13 protein-coding genes are annotated in these 16342 nt (G+C 42.9%); 12 read left to right on the top strand and 1 reads right to left on the bottom strand.

Features of this window, described 5'->3' with window-relative positions; genetic code table 11:
* Nucleotides 1-24 precede the first annotated feature (24 nt).
* Nucleotides 25-1737 (bottom strand): Rqc2 family fibronectin-binding protein, encoded by a 1713-nt coding sequence (locus tag DFO73_RS16100; protein ID WP_110065746.1) that lies wholly within the window; start codon nucleotides 1735-1737, stop codon nucleotides 25-27.
* Nucleotides 1738-2565: 828 nt separating this feature from the next.
* Here DFO73_RS16100 and DFO73_RS16095 point away from each other — a divergent pair.
* From DFO73_RS16095 to DFO73_RS16040, 12 genes are all read left to right on the top strand, one after another.
* On the top strand, nucleotides 2566-5244 hold the full coding sequence (locus tag DFO73_RS16095; protein ID WP_110065745.1) for a calcium-translocating P-type ATPase, SERCA-type: 2679 nt from the start codon (nucleotides 2566-2568) through the stop codon (nucleotides 5242-5244).
* A 223-nt stretch (nucleotides 5245-5467) separates the two neighbouring features.
* Complete coding sequence (locus tag DFO73_RS16090) at nucleotides 5468-6340, top strand: YicC/YloC family endoribonuclease (protein WP_110065744.1); 873 nt, start codon at nucleotides 5468-5470, stop codon at nucleotides 6338-6340.
* Between the two features lie 60 nt (nucleotides 6341-6400).
* A complete protein-coding gene (gene remA, locus DFO73_RS16085; RefSeq protein ID WP_026585597.1) occupies nucleotides 6401-6664 on the top strand; it encodes an extracellular matrix/biofilm regulator RemA in 264 nt (87 codons plus the stop codon).
* Between the two features lie 10 nt (nucleotides 6665-6674).
* Nucleotides 6675-7289, top strand: coding sequence for a guanylate kinase (gene gmk / locus DFO73_RS16080; protein WP_110065743.1), 615 nt, complete (start codon nucleotides 6675-6677; stop codon nucleotides 7287-7289).
* Nucleotides 7290-7291: 2 nt separating this feature from the next.
* Nucleotides 7292-7513 carry a DNA-directed RNA polymerase subunit omega gene (rpoZ, locus tag DFO73_RS16075; protein WP_110065742.1) on the top strand — a complete coding sequence of 74 codons (222 nt, stop codon included), beginning with the start codon at nucleotides 7292-7294 and terminating at the stop codon, nucleotides 7511-7513.
* 509 nt (nucleotides 7514-8022) lie between these two features.
* Entirely contained in the window at nucleotides 8023-9231 is a 1209-nt protein-coding gene (coaBC, locus tag DFO73_RS16070) for a bifunctional phosphopantothenoylcysteine decarboxylase/phosphopantothenate--cysteine ligase CoaBC (protein WP_110065741.1), read from the top strand.
* On the top strand, nucleotides 9228-11642 hold the full coding sequence (priA, locus tag DFO73_RS16065) for a primosomal protein N' (RefSeq protein ID WP_110065740.1): 2415 nt from the start codon (nucleotides 9228-9230) through the stop codon (nucleotides 11640-11642). The genes coaBC and priA overlap by 4 nt, the downstream gene beginning before the upstream one ends.
* Before the next feature lie 73 nt (nucleotides 11643-11715).
* Complete coding sequence (gene def, locus DFO73_RS16060; protein ID WP_110065739.1) at nucleotides 11716-12201, top strand: peptide deformylase; 486 nt, start codon at nucleotides 11716-11718, stop codon at nucleotides 12199-12201.
* Nucleotides 12198-13148 carry a methionyl-tRNA formyltransferase gene (gene fmt, locus DFO73_RS16055; RefSeq protein ID WP_110065738.1) on the top strand — a complete coding sequence of 317 codons (951 nt, stop codon included), beginning with the start codon at nucleotides 12198-12200 and terminating at the stop codon, nucleotides 13146-13148. The genes def and fmt overlap by 4 nt, the downstream gene beginning before the upstream one ends.
* Nucleotides 13145-14500: a 16S rRNA (cytosine(967)-C(5))-methyltransferase RsmB gene (gene rsmB / locus DFO73_RS16050; protein ID WP_110065737.1), complete on the top strand. Its 1356-nt coding sequence runs from the start codon at nucleotides 13145-13147 to the stop codon at nucleotides 14498-14500. The genes fmt and rsmB overlap by 4 nt, the downstream gene beginning before the upstream one ends.
* Complete coding sequence (gene rlmN / locus DFO73_RS16045; protein ID WP_110065736.1) at nucleotides 14501-15586, top strand: 23S rRNA (adenine(2503)-C(2))-methyltransferase RlmN; 1086 nt, start codon at nucleotides 14501-14503, stop codon at nucleotides 15584-15586.
* 5 nt (nucleotides 15587-15591) lie between these two features.
* Complete coding sequence (locus DFO73_RS16040) at nucleotides 15592-16341, top strand: Stp1/IreP family PP2C-type Ser/Thr phosphatase (protein WP_110065811.1); 750 nt, start codon at nucleotides 15592-15594, stop codon at nucleotides 16339-16341.
* Nucleotide 16342 lies beyond the last annotated feature (1 nt).

Here is a 16342-nt window from a genome sequence, read left to right as displayed (position 1 = left end):
CGCTTGCTTTTTTCTTTTAATTATTTAATTTTGTTTTAAAAATAGGACTGTCTCTTCATCCGGTGTAACATACACCGTTTGCTGATGGTCATAAATCACAAATCCCGGCTTAGCACCGCTTGGTTTCTTCACATGCCTAACCTGGGTGAAGTCCACCGGTACTGAGCTTGAATTGCGGGCTTTGCTGAAATAAGCCGCAAGGGAAGCTGCTTCAAGTATAGTTTTCTCGTCTGGCTCCTTGCTGCGGATAACAACATGTGACCCCGGAATATCTTTTGTATGCAGCCAAATTTCATCCCGCGCTGCCACCTTGTTGGTTAAATAATCATTTTGCTTATTATTTTTTCCAACCAATATTTCTGTGCCGTCTGTGGCGATGTACCGATCGAGATTTGGCTTCAGGTTTTGCTGTTTCTTGTTCCCGCGCTTTTGTCTTTCCCTTATATAACCGCCCTCAACAAGCTCTTCTCTAATTTCGGCAATATCTCTTGTTGAAGCAGTTTCCACCTGCTGCAGGAGAGAGTCGAAGTAGGCTGCTTCTTCTTCAGCTTTTTTAATTTGCTCTTTCACAACAATTATGGCGTTCTTCGCCTTTTGATATCTTGTAAAGTATTTTTGTGCATTCTCGGATGGTGACTTACGAGGATCCAATGGAATAACAACGGTTCCGCCATCTTCATCGTAATAATTGATGACTTCAACTTCCTTCATTCCTTTTTGGATCGCGTATATATTAGCCGTAATCAGTTCGCCGAATAATTGATGCTTATCGGCATTTTCTGCTTCCTTCAAAGTTCTTTTCAGCTTTTCGATTTTCTTTTCATTTTTTTCTTTTTCATTCACAATGAAGCGCTCCAGGTCATTTGATTGCTGTTTGACCCGGTCTCTTTCCGCTTTTCCAAAATAGTAGCGGTCAAGCATTTCACTGAGTGAATTGAACTCCCTGTTTTCGCCTTTTAAATGCTCGAGCGGAAATAAGTAAAAGCTTTCTTTTTGCTCTCCGGATGTAATAGACGGTTGTATGGAATGGTTTTTCACCAGGTTAATAAAATGCAAAAAGCTATTTGGAACGGTTGTTCGATTGGCAAGCCCTGCATGATGAATAACTTCCTTCGCAAAAAGCGGAGAAACTCCTGCAAAATTGGCGACCAGCTGTTTATCAATTTTCCCGCTGTTAAAATCAATTTTACGTAACACTTCCTGTTCATCTGCTTCAAACGGATTATGTTTGTCCTGTGACGGCGGAAGTACATACTCCTGGCCCGGCAAAATTGCTCGATGGCTATTAACCGCAAACGACACATGTTTGATGCTGTCCAGGATAATGTTACGAGTTTTATCCACTAGTGTGATGTTGCTGTGCCGGCCCATGATTTCAACGATTAACTGCTTATAGGACGTATCGCCAATCTCATTTCTTCCTTTGACTTCAAATACAATAATCCGGTCCAATTCAATTTGATGGACATCTTCAAGTATATATCCCTCTAAGTGCTTCCTTAAAAGCATGCAGAACATTGGAGGTTCTGAAGGGTTTTCGTGCGATTCCTTAGTAAGCTGTACTCTGGCATAGCTTGGATGGGCGGACAGCAAAAGCTTGTGGTTTTTGCCGTTCGCCCGCACAACCACAATGATTTCATTTTTATAGGGCTGTTGAATCTTATTGATTCTTCCGCCTTTTAAAGTGTTGATAAGCTCTTTAGTCATAGCTCTTGTAAATAAACCATCAAATGACATATTGGAACATCCTCTTCTTTTAAAAATAGCTTTATTAGCTTTTCTGGAATTTTTATTTAAAGTTATAGAATTATTCTTTCATTAAAATGATAAAAATCAAGTCTAAAGGCCCGATTCTATTTTGAGCTGTTTAAGATCACTGACGATTTTTATCCGCTGGGTAACGGTCGAAAGCTTTTTGAAATGTGTATGCAGGCGTTAATCCCGCCGATTAACGACGAATAACCGGACCAGAGGGTAAAAAAGGTAGTTAATCCCGCCGATTAACGACGATAATCCGAACCGGGGAGTGGAAAAGGTAGTTAGTCCCGCCGATTAGCGACGATAATCCGAACCGGGATCGGAAAAGGCAGTTAATCCCACTGAATAACGACGATAATCCGAACCGGGGAGCGAAAAAGGTAGTTAATCCCACTGAATAACGACCATAATCTGAACCGGGATCGGAAAAGGCAGATAATCCCCCGATTAATGACGACTACCCAAACTAAAGGGAAGATATGCTAGTTAATCTTTACAAAGAAGCGATTTTACCAGGTAATCCCTTAATAGACAAACCAATTCCGCTTTTCTAATTAATAATAGCATTTTTTTGGACGGGGCTGAATAAGCTTTCTTTAGAGTGAGATTGGACAACTCTGCTTCACTTGAATTTAGCAAAAGAAGCAGGACGGTCTGCCGCCTGGCGGATTCTCTTTAATGTTTAGCTGTGAGCGCTGCTGGAAAGGATGGATGCTTGATTTTAGCAAGCAAGAATTTAATTAATTCCGATGTCCAAAGCCGCTCTCCGCTTTTCTCAAACCACAAAGGAGGAAGTGTGATGTCCGGATGAAGTTCCATGAAATGAATGAAAGAGAGGTCGAGCAAGCATTAAATACAGATATTAAGGCGGGCTTAACGGAAGATAATGTAAAGAAACGGCTCAAACAATATGGCTATAACGAGTTAAAAGAGGGAGAAAAGCAGTCGGCTTTGCTCTTATTTTTTAGTCAATTTAAAGATTTCATGGTCCTTGTCTTATTAGCCGCTACCTTGATTTCAGGGCTGCTTGGTGAATATATTGATGCGATAGCAATTATTGCAATTGTGGTCATAAATGGTTTTTTAGGTTTTTTCCAGGAGAGGAAAGCAGAAAAGTCGCTTCATGCACTTAAGGAATTATCAGCTCCCCAAGTAATTGCGCTTAGGGATGGCCAGTGGAAGAAGATCCCTTCGAAAGAAGTTGTGGTCGGCGATCTTCTGAAATTTGCTACGGGTGACAGAATTGGGGCAGATGTGAGAATAATAGAGTCGAATAGCCTGGAAATTGAGGAGTCCGCTTTAACAGGTGAATCTCTGCCTGTCCAGAAATCGACCGGTTCTTTAAAAACTACCAATCTGGCAATAGGCGATATGGAAAATATGGCTTTTATGGGTACGATGGTGACCCGTGGCAATGGATTGGGTGTTGTAGTAGGTACAGGAATGAATACTGCAATGGGACAGATTGCTGACCTGCTGCAAAATGCGGAAACAATGGTTACGCCATTGCAGCGAAGGCTGGAACAGCTCGGCAAGATTCTGATTACTGCCGCAATTTTACTAACAGTGCTAGTTGTTGTAGCTGGGGTGGTGCAAGGCCAGGAGTTATATACAATGTTCCTTGCGGGTGTATCACTGGCAGTTGCTGCCATTCCAGAAGGGCTTCCAGCCATAGTTACAGTAGCCCTGTCACTTGGTGTCCAAAGGATGATAAAGAAAAAGGCGATTGTCCGCAAACTTCCGGCAGTCGAAACACTTGGGTGTGCTTCCGTTATCTGCTCAGATAAAACTGGAACGATGACACAAAATAAGATGACTGTTACCCATCTCTGGAGCGGCGGAAAAGAGTGGAGAGTCGATGGAATCGGCTATGAGCCACAAGGGCAATTTTACCGAAATGATAAACAAATTGAACCTAAAAATGATAAGGCGCTTCAGCAGATGCTCATGTTTGGGATGCTTTGCAACCATGCGGAAATACAGCAGAAAAATAATGAATTTGTAATTGAAGGGGATCCGACTGAAGGAGCATTGCTGGTAGCTGCTATGAAAGCGGGCTATAACCGAAGCAGTTTGTTAAATCAGTTCCGGATCATTAATGAGTTTCCCTTTGATTCTGCCCGGAAAATGATGAGTGTTGTCGTTAAGGACCATAATGGCAGGCAATTTATCGTAACTAAAGGTGCGCCTGATGTTTTAGCCGGCAAGAGTGAAGCGGTTCTCTGGGAGGGGAAACGCCAGATATTATCCAGGGAGCTTACAGGCAAAATTCAGGGAGCCATTGAGGAACTGGCTTCTCAAGCTTTAAGAACTATTGCGATTGGCTATAAAGAAATTCCTTCAAAAAATGTCATTCTTGACGAAAAAGAAGCAGAACAGGGGCTTACCTTTATTGGCCTGCAGGGGATGATCGATCCTCCAAGACCTGAAGTCAGGGAAGCTGTCAAGGAATGCAAGGAAGCAGGCATTAAAACGGTAATGATTACTGGCGACCATGTCATTACAGCCCAGGCGATTGCCAAACAGTTAGGCATTTTAACAAAGGGATCCAAAGTTCTGCAAGGTAAAGACCTTGCCGAGATGTCGGTCGAAGATCTTGAAGATGTGGTTGAAGATGTGGCCGTTTTTGCAAGGGTATCACCGGAGCATAAGTTAAAGATTGTTAAGGCGCTTCAAAATAGAGGCCATATTGTTGCCATGACCGGGGACGGAGTCAATGATGCTCCTGCGATAAAAGCGGCAGATATCGGCATCTCGATGGGCATTACCGGAACAGACGTTGCTAAAGAGGCATCTGCCCTCGTTCTCCTTGATGACAATTTTGCTACGATAAAAGCCGCCATAAAAGAAGGAAGAAATATTTACGAAAACATCCGAAAGTTTATCAGATATTTGCTTGCCTCAAATGTTGGTGAAATTTTGGTTATGCTTTTCGCTATGCTGCTTGCGCTTCCGCTGCCTTTAGTGCCAATCCAGATTCTCTGGGTGAACCTTGTAACCGACGGTCTGCCGGCGATGGCGCTCGGCCTTGACCAGCCGGAAGAGAATGTGATGAAACGAAAACCGAGAAGCCCAAAGGAAGGAGTTTTCTCCAGGGGGCTGGGCTGGAAGGTTGTATCGAGAGGATTTTTAATCGGTCTTGTCACATTGCTTGCGTTTATTTTTGCCTATAAAGCACACCCTGACCATCTGGCATATGCCCAGACTGTTGCTTTTGCCACTTTGGTTATGGCACAGCTGATCCATGTGTTTGATTGCCGGAGTGAAAAATCGGTCTTTTCAAGGAATCCTTTCGGCAATAAGTATTTGGTGTGGGCAGTTATCTCATCCCTCCTTTTAGTGCTCGTTGTTATTTACTATCCGCCGCTGCAGCCTATCTTCCACACAGTTCCGATTGAACTGCGCGACTGGTTTATGATCACCGGACTGTCGGCTATTCCAACATTTTTGCTTGCCGGTACATTTTTGGCAAGAAAAACAAAATAAAATATGTTATAATCCTTAAGGTAGTAGAGCTGAACTCTATTACCTTTCTTTTTTGCGCAAAAATAACTGCAAGTTATAATCCCCATTAAATTACTATATCTTTATCCATAGATTGCACAGTCTTCAAAGTGAGCTAAGTCTGTTGTTCTTTTTTGAAGGGTGAACTGTTCAGACGATAGCTTCTTTTAAAAGCTGTGCTTTTTCCAAAAGGAAGTGTAAGAAAATGGTTGTAAGTATGACTGGCTTTGGCAGAAGCAAGAAAGATTCCGGGCAATTTTCCATTACTGTCGAAATTAGGACTGTAAACCATCGTTTTTCCGAGTTTCATATGCGTATGCCCAGGCAGCTGATGCACATGGAAGATAAAATTAAGAAAAAGCTTGGTGAGCATATTAAAAGAGGAAGAATAGAAGTTTATGTCACAATTGAGGGCGATGGTTTGGCCAGCCGAAAAGTAAATGTTGACTGGGAACTTTTAGATGAATATTATCAATACATAACTGCAATTAAAACAAAGTACAATATCCAAAATGATCTCTCTATCCAGGACCTTATTCGGGAAGAGCTGATTGGCGTAGAAGAAAAGGATGCTGGCAATGAGGAATTGAGCCAGCATGTCCTTTCAGCAGCTGAGGAAGCATGCTTGCATTTAACTCAGATGCGGCAAGCTGAGGGGCTTGAGATGGAAAAAGATGTCCGCAGCCATCTTAGTCTATTAAGCAAAAGAGTACTCCTGCTGCGCGAGTTCTCTCCAAAAGTAGTTCAGCAATACCGGGAAAGATTGGAAAAGCGTATAAAGGATTATCTGGATGGCCAGATTGATGAGCCGCGGATATTAACAGAGGTTGCGGTGTTTGCTGATAAAGCGGATATTAATGAGGAAGTGACAAGGCTGCAAAGCCATATTGGCCAATTTGAAAAAACGCTTCAGCTTACAGAACCAGTTGGAAGGAAGCTCGATTTCATTTTGCAGGAGATGAACAGGGAAGCGAATACGATTGGTTCCAAGGCGAATGACGCGGCGATAGCTGCAGAAGTGGTTGAAATAAAGAGTCTATTAGAAAAAATGAAGGAACAAATTCAAAATATTGAATAGCAGTTGTTTAGATTGCGGCTCTGGGGGTCAAAATAAATAACTGATGATTGGAGGACCCAAATGTCAATTAAACTGATCAATATCGGCTTTGGCAATATCGTTTCTGCCAACCGGATAATATCTATAGTTAGTCCCGAATCTGCCCCAATCAAACGGATTATTCAGGACGCGCGTGACCGGGGCTCTTTAATTGATGCGACATACGGGAGACGGACCCGGGCAGTTATCGTAATGGATAGTGACCACGTCATATTGTCTGCGGTCCAGCCGGAAACTGTCGCGCACCGATTAAACGACCGTGATGAAATTATTGAGGAAGGGTAGGATTGTTTAAATGAAAGAAAAAGGGTTATTAATAGTTCTATCCGGACCCTCAGGTGTAGGAAAAGGAACTGTTAGAAAAGAAATATTTTCACAGCCTGATACCTCGTTTGAGTATTCTATTTCAATGACAACGAGAGCGCCAAGAGAGGGAGAAGTAAACGGGGTTGATTATTTTTTCAAAACCCGTGAGGAATTTGAAGAACTGATCCGTCAGGACAAACTGCTTGAATATGCCGAGTTTGTAGGGAATTATTACGGTACGCCGGTAGATTATGTAAGAGAGACTCTGGACCGCGGTAAAGACGTATTCCTGGAAATAGAAGTTCAAGGAGCCCGCCAGGTCCGTGAGAAATTCCCTGATGGGTTGTTTATTTTCCTTGTGCCTCCAAGTTTATCAGAGCTTAAGAACCGTATTGTCACAAGAGGGACAGAGACGGAAGATATTATTAACAATCGCATGAGTGTGGCAAAAGAAGAAATTGAAATGATGAACCTCTACGATTATGTGGTGGAAAATGATCAAATTGACCTTGCCTGCGAGAGAATTAAATCCATTGTGGTAGCTGAACACTGCCGCAGGGAACGTGTAGAACCGAAATATAAAAAGATGCTGGAGGCTGATTAAAGATGCTTTATCCTTCTATTGATTCTTTAATGACTAAGATTGATTCCAAATATTCACTTGTTTCCGTTGCTGCCAAACGTGCACGTAAGCTGCAATTAAACGCAAGGCTGCAGCTTGAAAGCTATAAATCACATAAAAATGTCGGCAAAGCCCTGGAAGAAATCCATGCAGACCAGCTTCATTACCGTCTGGGCGAGAAAAAGGCTAATGAATCATACGAGTAAAATCGCTGAATAACAACCTTTCAAAAAGGTTGTTATTTTTATTTCTTTTAATTATTAAGCTTTGTATAGCTTTATGTTGATTTTGGACTTTGTTGATTGAAACGGAATACGCGGGATCCCCGCAAATGCTTTCGCATTTTCTTCGTGCGGAGTTTATTCATGGATGCTTAATTAATGTCCTGCGGGAGTGGGAATCAAAGGGAGACCCCGCGGGCTTAATGCTTAAGGAGGCTCTTGGGTCACCCACCGGTCCGCTGAGCTGTTTGCGCGGAAATCAACAGGCAAATTGAAAAGAATTCCATTAACTAAAGGTCTTCGGTTTTAATAGATGAAAAATGACTGAACTTCTTGCATAATAAAACTAGCGTGGCATTTTCTTGCCAACAAATACAATCACACGTCCGGCACTGACCATTTAAAGAAAATAGCATTTTATAAAGCTTTTTCAAGGAAGCGTCAGGCCTTTGAATAAATATGATTATTTTAGCTAAGATTGGTGGGGTCTAATAATGCTGACAGGCAAAAAAATATTACTATGCGTTACGGGGGGAATTGCTGTTTATAAAGCAGCAGCATTGACGAGCAAGCTTACCCAGGCGGGAGCTAATGTAAAAGTTATATTAAGTGACTCTGCCGCAAAATTTGTGGCTCCCCTAACATTTCAGGCTTTGTCAAGAAACGATGTTTATACTGACACCTTTGATGAAAAAGATTCAAAGGTGATTGCCCATATTGATTTGGCGGACTGGGCAGATTTGATTCTTGTTGCTCCGGCCACAGCTAATGTGATTGGAAAGCTGGCGAACGGAATAGCGGATAACATGATCACAACAACCTTATTGGCTGCAACATCGCCTATTTGGATTGCTCCTGCAATGAATGTACATATGTATAGCCATCCGGCAGTCCAGAAAAATATTGAAACGTTATATAGCTTTGGCTGCAGGTTTATCGAACCTTCTGAAGGTTATCTTGCCTGCGGGTACGTTGGCAAAGGCAGATTGGAAGAGCCTGAGAAGATTACAGAGACGATCAGCCTGTTTTTCAGCAAGCCCAAACAAGATCTTGCAGGCAGAAAAATTGTGATTACAGCAGGCCCAACGAGGGAGAAAATTGATCCGGTCCGATACATCACCAACCATTCTTCGGGAAAAATGGGCTATGCGATTGCAGAAGAAGCAGTTGCTGCAGGTGCAGAAGTAACTTTAATTTCCGGACCTGTGTCCATTAAAGCCCCAGCTGGCCTAAAGCTTATAAAAGTTGAAAGCGCCGAAGAAATGTATCACGCCGCTATGGAAGAATACGGAAATGCCGATATTGTTATAAAAACAGCTGCTGTTTCCGATTATCGTCCTAAAGTGAGCTATAGTCAAAAAATGAAGAAGCAGCCTGGAGACGAAGTATTGGAGCTTGAAAGAACAAAAGATATATTGTTTGAACTCGGGCAGAAAAAGAAGGGCCAGATTTTAATAGGCTTTGCTGCTGAAACGGAACGGGTTGATGTATATGCACAAGGCAAGCTGAAGAAGAAAAATGCCGATATGATCGTTGCCAATAATGTAACTTCTGAAGGTGCCGGCTTTGGGACAGACACCAATATTGTTACCTTGTTTAAAAAAGATGGAACCTCAGAAGAGCTCCCTCTTATGAGCAAAAAAGATGTTGCTGCAAAAATTCTTGAGGAAGCTGCGATTTTACTAAAGGATGAGCAGAAATGAATATTGCCAGTGTAATTGTTGATGTACCTGCCAAGCAGACAGACCGAGCGTTTGACTATAAAATACCTGACCATTTGGCAGGTGTAATTCAGCCTGGCATGAGGGTCATCGTTCCATTCGGACCAAGGAAGATCCAAGGTTTTGTAACGGGCCTGAAAACAGAATCGGAATTCAGTCAATTAAAGTCTATTGCAGCACCAATGGATTTAAATCCTGTCCTGAATCAGGAGCTTCTGTCTCTGGGAGATTGGCTGACGCAGAAAACACTATGCTATAAAATATCAGCCTACCAGGCAATGCTGCCAGCTGCCCTTAAGGCAAAATATGAAAAAAAACTGGTATTGGCGGAAAAGGCAGACCGTGTGGCGCTTCCCGAAAAGGTGCAAACTCTTTTTGAAAATACAGAGACAATCACCTGGGATGAAGCAGTGAAGGATGGAACTCTGTCGCTTTTACAGAAAGAAGCTTCCAATGGGAATATTGACATTATCTATCAAGTAAAAGAACGTGTAAAAAAGAAAAAAGTAAAGCAGGTATTTCCCGCCGCAGACCGAAATGTCCTTGGGGAATACATTGAAAAGCTGCCTGCTAATGCAACCAAGCAAAAAGAGGTGCTTGAATACTTCCTTCAGGATGACAGTCCGGTCGAACAAAAAGAGCTATTCTCCTTCCTAGGAATAACCTCGTCAACAATAAAAGGGCTCATTCAAAAAGGGTTGCTTGGTCAAAAAGAAGTGGAGATTTATCGCAATCCTTTTGGGGACCGGGAGTTTAAAAGAACAGAACCACTGCCCTTAACCGAAGAGCAGAGAAAAGCAATTATCCCCATCCTGAATTCCATAGAGGAAAAAAGGCATGAAACGTTTTTGCTGTATGGAGTGACAGGTAGCGGCAAAACAGAGGTATATCTTCAATCGATTCAAAGGGTTCTTCAGGACGGAAAAGAAGCGATTGTCCTGGTTCCCGAAATTTCGTTAACTCCGCAAATGGTTAATCGCTTTAAAGGAAGATTCGGCGATCAGGTTGCCGTTATGCACAGCGGCCTTTCTGCAGGGGAAAAGTATGATGAATGGAGAAAGATTCAAAGGAAGGAAGTAAAGGTGGTTGTCGGAGCGCGATCCGCAATCTTTGCTCCTTTTGAAAACCTGGGGATTGTCATTATTGATGAAGAGCACGAGACAAGCTACAAACAGGAGGAAAACCCAAGGTACCATGCAAGGGATGTGGCGATCGAAAGGGCTGGAAAGTATAAATGTCCAGTCGTTCTAGGCAGTGCAACTCCTTCGCTTGAATCGTTTGCAAGAGCCCACAAAGGAGTATATCAGCTCCTGTCCCTGCCTAAAAGGATGAATAACCAGTCTTTGCCGTCAGTTGAAATCGTTGACATGAGAGAAGAGCTCCGGGAAGGCAATCGTTCCATGTTCTCCAGGGTGCTCCTTGATAAAATAAAAGACCGGCTGGAAAAGAAGGAACAGATTGTATTATTTCTCAATAAAAGAGGGCACTCTTCTTTTGTTATGTGCAGGGATTGCGGCTATGTCATTAATTGTCCGCACTGTGACATCTCCTTAACTTATCACCGGTTTAACCAGCAAATGAAATGTCATTATTGCGGGTATGAAGCATCAGTCCCAAATACATGCCCGGAATGTGAAAGTGAACATATCCGTTATTTTGGAACCGGGACACAGAAGGTTGAAGAAGAGCTGGCAAAGGTTTTGCCGGAAGCGAAGGTCATCAGGATGGATGTGGACACTACCAGCAGAAAGGGATCCCATGAAAAGCTGTTGGACCAATTTCAGGAAGGTCATGCGGATATTCTCCTTGGTACGCAAATGATTGCAAAGGGCCTTGATTTTCCCAATATTACCTTAGTAGGTGTGCTCTCAGCCGATACAATGCTCCATCTGCCTGATTTTCGTTCTTCGGAAAAAACCTTCCAGCTTTTGACCCAGGTCAGCGGGCGCGCAGGGAGGCATGAGCTTGAGGGTGAGGTTATTATCCAAACCTATACACCTGAACATTACAGTGTCGAGCTTGCAGGAGAGCAGGATTACGATAAGTTCTATGAAAGGGAAATGATGGTCCGTAAAATTCATAGATACCCTCCTTTCTACTATATCTCCCTTGTTACCGTCAGCCATGAAGAATTAATGATGGCCGTTTCCGTAACTGAAAAAATAACACAGTATATTCAGTCGCGCCTATCGGCGGAAAGCATTGTACTTGGCCCGGTTGCATCGCCAATTCCGCGGATCAATAATAGATATCGCTATCAATGTCTGATAAAATACAAGCGGGAACCTGAGCTTGGTCAGGCACTGAAAAAGGTCCTTGATAATTATCAGCATGAAATTGCTGCAGGAGGCCTTGCCATTTCAGTGGACTTGAATCCATATATTTTAATGTAAATATTTATGCTGGGAAATCCGGTTATGATTAATCAAAAAATGGTTGAAAATAGATAAAAATGGAGGAAATGTTTTGGCGGTTAAAAAAATAGTAACGTACCCGGCTGAAATCCTGGAGGCAGAATGCGAACCTGTACAGGTTTTTGATAAAAAGCTGGGCAAATTATTAAATGATATGTACGATACGATGATTGAATTTGACGGTGTCGGGCTGGCTGCTCCGCAAATCGGCCTTGGCAAGCAAATAGCCATCGTTGATATAGATGATGAATTTGGCACTATCGAGATGATTAATCCGGAAGTTCTTGAAACAGACGGAAATCAGACAGGACCTGAAGGATGCTTAAGCTTTCCAGGTTTATATGGTGAAGTTACGAGGCCTGATTATGTAAAAATAAAGGCCCAGGACCGCAAAGGGAAATTCTATACGCTTGAAGCTGAAGACTTTCTGGCAAGAGCGATCCTGCATGAAATTGATCATTTGCACGGAGTTTTATTTACATCAAAAGTGACCAAGTATTTGAATGAAGAAGAGTTGGAAGGATTGGAAGCTGAATGACAAAGATTGTATTTATGGGAACACCCGATTTTTCTGTACCGGTATTGCAGCAAATAATAAAGGATGGCTATGATGTGATTGGAGTCGTTACCCAGCCTGACAGGCCCGTGGGAAGAAAGAAAGTCCTCACTCCTCCGCCTGTCAAAGTGGAAGCTCAAAAGCAGGGCATACCTGTGTACCAGCCTGAGAAAATCCGCCAGCCTGAGGAACTGGAAAAAATTCTATCGCTTAAGCCTGATTTGATTGTGACTGCTGCTTTTGGCCAAATTTTGCCGAAAGAGCTTTTGGAAGCGCCAAAACATGGCTGCATCAATGTCCACGCTTCGCTTCTTCCAGAACTGCGCGGCGGGGCACCGATCCACTATTCCATTTTACAGGGAAAGAATAAGACGGGCATTACAATCATGTATATGGCTGAGAAGCTTGACGCAGGCGATATTTTAACACAGGAGGAAGTGCCTATTACTGAGACAGATACAGTAGGCACCCTGCATGATAAATTAAGCGCAGCTGGTTCAAAGCTTTTGTCTGAAACATTGCCAAAGCTGCTGAAAGGCGAGCTGACACCTATAAAGCAAAATGATGAGGAAGCCACTTTCGCTTATAACATTAAACGTCAGCAGGAAAAAATCGACTGGAGCAAAACTGGAGAGGAAATTTACAATCATATCAGGGGTTTGAACCCATGGCCAGTTGCTTATACAACATTTGATGGCAAAGTGATTAAAGTTTGGGGTTCAGAAAAGACTAAATTAGCAGGCAGCGAGGCACCTGGGACGATCATCCGGCTAGAAGAAGATGGGTTAGTAGTTGCAACCGGAAATGATACAGCTATCAAAATAACAGAGCTGCAGCCTTCGGGCAAGAGAAAGATGCCTGCAGAACAATTTTTAAGAGGGGGAGGCTCCCATCTTTCCGCCGGTGGCCGCCTGGGAGAGAGCGAATGAAGAATAACAAGACTAAAAATGTCAGGGAAACTGCATTAGAACTGCTTGAAACCATTGAAAAAAATCAGTCCTACAGCAATCTTTTGCTGAATAACGCCATAAAAAAGAATGAAATCAGCCAGAAAGATATTGGACTTCTTACAGAATTAACTTATGGCACGCTTCAGCGCCGGATGACCCTTGATTTCTTTTTGAACCCCTTTTTAAAAGGAAATAAAAAAGTCGAGAGCTGGGTTAAGCAGCTGTTAAGGGTGACCCTTTATCAGATGGTTTACCTGGATAAGATCCCTGACCGTGCAGCTATTTTCGAGGCAGTGGAAATTGCCAAGCGGAAGGGACATAAAGGAATTTCCGGCATGGTTAACGGTGTGCTGAGAAATATTCAAAGGCAAGGGCTGCCATCTCTTGAACAAATTGAGGATCCGGTAGAGCGGCTTTCCATTGAAACCAGCCATCCCTTGTGGCTCGTAAGAAGATGGGTTGATCAGCTTGGCTATGAAGAGACGAAGAAAATGTGCGAAATCAATTTGACTGCGCCCCTGCAGACTGCAAGGGTCAATGAGGTTAAGGCCTCAAGAGAGGAATGCTTATCGCTTCTTGAGGAAGAGGGCTATGAGGCGGAAGCGAGCCCGTTTATTCCTGTAGCCATTAAGTGCTTGAGAGGTAATTTGGCAAACTCCCAGGCCTTTAAAAAAGGGCTGATAACGATACAGGACGAGAGCTCCATGCTCGTTGCCTATGCGCTTGGCGGAAATCAGAATGAAACCATATTGGATGCCTGCGCTGCTCCTGGCGGTAAATCAACGCATATTGCGGAAAAGCTGCAAAATACTGGACAGGTTATCTCGCTGGATCTTCACGAGCATAAGGTTAAGCTGATTAATGATAATGCCATGAGACTGGGATTATCCAACATAAAGACAAATGCACTTGACAGCAGGAAAGTGCAAGAGCATTATGAAAAAGAATCTTTTGACCGGATTTTAGTGGATGCTCCATGTTCGGGCCTTGGTGTTATGAGAAGAAAACCTGATATGAAATACACGAAAAAGGAAGAGGATTTATACCATCTTCATGAGGTTCAGGGAAATCTATTGGCTGCGGTTTCGCCTTTGCTGAAAAAAGGTGGTATTCTAGTTTATAGTACGTGTACAGTTGACAAGGAAGAAAACCAGCATGTCGTACAGTCATTTTTAAATGAAAATGCGGACTTTGAAGGAGATATATCAGTGCAGGAGCGAATACCCAAAGCTATTGCTCCGTTTATAGACGGATATGAACTGCAAATTTTGCCGCAAGATATAGGTTCGGATGGGTTTTACATTGCCTGTCTGAGAAAGAAGGTGCAATAAATGGAACAAACAGCAACTGAGAAAACAGCAACAGCCGAACAAAAGCCATCCATTTACACTTTACAGCTTCATGAGTTGAAGAACTGGCTTAAAGAAAATAATGAGAAAGCTTTCCGTGCGGAACAAATATTTGATTGGCTATATATAAAAAGAGTCTCATCCTTTGAAGAAATGACAAACTTGTCAAAAGGATTAAGGGATTTATTGTCTGAGAATTTTTCTTTGACAACTCTCAAAACCATTATCCAGCAGGAATCAGCTGACGGAACAATCAAATTTCTTTTTGAACTTCACGATGGGTATTCGATAGAAACCGTGCTGATGAGGCATGATTATGGAAATTCTGTATGTGTTACAACTCAAGTAGGCTGCCGAATCGGCTGTACTTTCTGCGCTTCCACATTAGGCGGATTAAAACGCAACCTGGAAGCAGGAGAAATCGTTGCCCAGGTCGTAAAAGTACAACAGGCACTCGATGAAACAAATGAACGTGTCAGCTCGGTTGTAATAATGGGAATCGGCGAGCCTTTTGATAACTATGATCATATGCTTTCGTTCTTAAAAATCATCAACCATGACAAAGGCCTTAATATCGGTGCGCGCCATATTACTGTTTCCACAAGCGGCATCATCCCTAAAATTTATAAATTTGCGGATGAGAATATGCAGATCAACTTTGCTATATCCCTCCATGCCCCGAATACAGAAATCAGAAGCCGCCTGATGCCGATAAACCGGGCTTATAAGTTACCTGATCTTATGGAATCCATCAGGTATTATATTAATAAGACAGGAAGGCGTGTCAGCTTCGAATATGGTTTATTCGGTGGTGTCAATGACCAGGTTGAGCACGCAGAGGAACTGGCAAAACTCATCAAGGATGTTAAGTGCCATGTCAATCTGATTCCGGTAAACTATGTGCCTGAAAGGGATTATGTGCGAACACCAAAGGATCAAATCTTTGCGTTTGAAAAAACATTAAAGAAACATGGCGTTAATGTAACGATTCGCCGCGAGCACGGTCATGATATAGATGCAGCATGTGGACAACTTCGTGCAAAGGAGCGAAAAGAGGAGACGAGGTGACATTAATGAGAGCTGTTTTTATGACAGACCGTGGGAAAGTCAGACAGCATAATGAAGATAATGGCGGCATCTTTATGAACAGCAGCGGGCAGCGCCTTGCCATCGTCGCAGATGGCATGGGCGGCCACCGCGCTGGCGATGTTGCCAGTGAAATGACCTTAACCAGTCTAAAGGGGTTCTGGGAACAATCGGAAGAAATCCAAACAGCTGAACAAGCCGAAGATTGGCTGAGGCAGCATATTGACCAGGTGAACAAAATCCTTTTTGAACATTCGAATGAGAACGCAGAGTGTGAGGGGATGGGTACAACCATTGTTGCGGCTATCTGTACGGACCGTTTCTCAACCATTGCCAATATAGGGGATAGCCGCTGCTATATCCTAAACGAATTAGGTTTCCAGCAGCTGACGGAAGATCATTCTCTTGTGAACGAACTTGTTCGTTCAGGGCAAATTACAAAGGAGGATGCCGAGCATCACCCAAGAAAAAATGTCCTTCTCAGGGCATTGGGAACGGAATCATCGGTTGAAATGGATATCAAAACCATCACTTTTGAAGAAGGCGACTTATTATTGCTATGCTCTGACGGCCTATCCAACAAGGTCACAGTATCGGAAATGGACGAAATTCTCAAGAGTGGACGAAATCTTGAGGAAAAAGCCACAGTGCTTATCGAACAGGCTAACAATAATGGCGGCGAGGATAACATTACACTCGTGATTGTCGAGTTTTATGATGGCAGTGAGAGCGGGTGAT

The organism is Cytobacillus oceanisediminis, from assembly GCF_003182355.1.
Classification (GTDB): domain Bacteria; phylum Bacillota; class Bacilli; order Bacillales; family Cytobacillaceae; genus Cytobacillus; species Cytobacillus oceanisediminis_A.
The sequence above is the reverse complement of the archived record's forward strand: the minus strand, read 5'-3'. Positions and strand labels throughout refer to the sequence as shown.